General features: G+C 51.4%; 1 protein-coding gene and 1 pseudogene. One reads left to right on the forward strand and one right to left on the reverse strand.

All coding sequences use genetic code 11. The features are described 5' to 3' along the window. Positions 1 to 201, forward strand: a pseudogene (locus ROE7235_RS19260) (IS630 family transposase); the annotation flags it as partial. Here the strand turns inward: ROE7235_RS19260 and ROE7235_RS20020 are convergent. Further along, positions 151 to 2,370: a hypothetical protein gene (locus ROE7235_RS20020; RefSeq protein WP_147434285.1), complete on the reverse strand. Its 2,220-nt coding sequence runs from the start codon at positions 2,368 to 2,370 to the stop codon at positions 151 to 153. The pseudogene ROE7235_RS19260 and the gene ROE7235_RS20020 overlap by 51 nt on opposite strands. Positions 2,371 to 2,555 lie beyond the last annotated feature (185 nt).

Raw genomic sequence — 2,555 nt, forward strand, 5'->3', positions numbered from 1 at the left:
CTCAATCCAATTGAACGTCTTTGGGCGGTCTTGCACCATTATGTCACCCACAATCGCTACTACCGAAGTCAGAAGCAATTCGCCGACGCCATCCTTGCATTCATGCGTGAGACCATCCCGCAGGAATGGAAGAAATTCCGCGACAAGGTGTCAGATAACTTCCGCGTCATAACACACGAGAACTTTCGGGTTTTGGAGTAGAAGAAGTATAGTGACGCTGTCGTCCGCTGATTTTTTTGCGCTAACCTTTGGATCCGCAGACATATCTGTCGGGAAATGATCGTAGCTAAATTCGCTAGAGACAACTTCGCCATCTTCATCCTCGGCGACAAGCAATACGCCACCAATTGAAAAAGGGGCGCAGATCCGCGCTGTAACCCCATCCGCGCGGTGGTTAACTGCAAGCTCTTTTGGTGCTGCAACTGTCTCAATACGCGCAAGCAAAGTGCGAGCGGCGCCGTTGAGCAAGTAAATGTGATTGTCGTGAGCCTGGTAAAGCTGACGAAGCGGAATTGCCCAGCTTCCGGTATTGGCGAATGGCCGTTCCAACGGACGACCTGCAATGGTCAAAGTTGCCCGGCGATCTGGAGATCGAACAACAAGTGAACTGTTCCAATCATCAAGGCCCAGAATGACTGCGCTCCCAAACATCAACGGCTCTCGTGTGCCGTTCGTTCTTTCCAACACAATGGATATCTCGGGCCAATCTACGAGAAACTGGCGTGGTTCAGAGTCAATCTCAAACCCAACCAAGGCTTTGTCGTAACCGCCCCTGCGATCCAAACACAGATTGCCGGACGCGTCGTGCAAAACATGTTTGGATGATGCTTCCATAAAATTTGAAGGCGGCATTGCGCACAGGAAAGTGACGCCATCCAAGCCTGCGTAAGTCGGCCAAACGAATATTTCCCGTCTGATACGCGTCTCGATCAATTGGCCGTCTGCGTCACGCAGCATTGTCAGAACGACGCGGATAGGATTGCCCGTCTGATCTAGGCCCAAACTTTCTAGGATTTTGCCTACAGACAGTCGCCCAATATCGTTTTCATCGAGTTTGCACTGGATAAGCTCTGATTGATCACCACATTCGGCTTTGAGTGTCACAAGACGATCAGTGTAGAGGGCTGCTTCCAACACGATATCCGCGTCACCCGACCATAGACTGCCAGCTCTGCCAGATTGCACCGCGATTGGGATGCCCTCGATGCTTATCCTTGTTCTCTTGGAGCCGCGAAGTACTACGCCGTGGTTGGATGATCGAAGCTCCACCGGGTTTTCCCGCAAACTTACTTGAGCAACATAGAGATCAGGGCCGAAAAGGTCCGCCGGAACCCCACCCACTTTGAACTCCTGAGTAGAGGTTACTGTTGCTACACTTGTCTGAACAATCCATTCATTGGTCCCTTTGCGAGGCACCAACTGCCGGCCATCTTCTGGCTCGAAGATGACAAACGACGCATTGTACAACGGTAAATGGCGGTATTCCCCATCTGTAACCCAAGTAAGCTCCGTGGGAAGCGGATTGGGCAGCGGCCATGTCTGCCCACGCTTGAGTCTGAGCGTCTGCGCGCCGATGTTGACCTGCAGTCTTCCAGCACCCGCAGGAACCTGCAGTTGTGGGCGACCATCCAGCCAAATCAAACGTGGCGATGGCTGCGAGGCAAGCAGATTTGACCGGCCAACATCTTTTTCAATTTTCTCAAGAGTGTCCGCGAACTCGGCAGCAAAAGTACTCCGCTCTCGAAGCTCCGTAGGATTAACACGCCATTTTAAGAAGAGTGCTGCCATCCACGCTGTTTCGTCGTGCAGGATAGGTCGTTCGGGAACATGTACGCCCACTGGCAAGAACGTCAAAACAGCGTCGTCTTCCCAACGGTTCAATTGAACGACGTCGTCAGAGGAAGGCAAGCCGTTGGCAGCCTCTTGCTGCAAAAACGCCTTTGCAACATGTCCCAGCTGCCCGCGTGCGACCCCAACATGAATTAGAAAGACATCAACATTGCGGTCAAAACCGTCGGTTACCAGTCCGATCTTTCGGCAAACAGATTTGAACGAGGCTACGATTTCTGTGCGTGCCGGGAGGGAGGGATCTTTACCAAACAATCGGCCAATCAGCGGCCATATTTCTTGGGTCCCTTGGCCATAATTCTCGAGCAATGAAGCACATATTGCCCAAGCCGTCACGTTTGGGAATTTTTGGAGTAATTTCTGCGGCGTGAACCCTGTTTTGACCAAGGCTTGGAGCGCAATTCGCGTATCTGGCAGATGGCTTAATTCAATTGCGAGCGCTAGAAATGGAGGTGCATTTAGAGTTTTCTGTGTGCGACTTACAAGAAAGTCTTTGGTTCTGAGCAGAACTTGTGGGTCCATAGGTGGTGCTTTTTGCTCATCCATCGTCAGCGAAATACCCAAATCTAAAATAAAGTAATATACTCCGAGTCCTGCAGAAGCCGAATTTGTTGACTTGACTGCTGGGTTTGGAACGATTCAGCTATTGCTTATGATCCGCCCTGACTTTCTTTCCTCACCAGCCCGCCTCGAGCTTGAGGCTTGCG

Source organism: Roseinatronobacter ekhonensis, assembly GCF_900499075.1.
Classification (GTDB): domain Bacteria; phylum Pseudomonadota; class Alphaproteobacteria; order Rhodobacterales; family Rhodobacteraceae; genus Roseinatronobacter; species Roseinatronobacter ekhonensis.

What these genes read in the sequence shown, in the direction of transcription:
- ROE7235_RS20020 (WP_147434285.1), bottom strand. Translation starts at nt 2,370, where the DNA reads ATGGACCCACAAGTTCTGCTCAGAACCAAAGACTTTCTTGTAAGTCGC.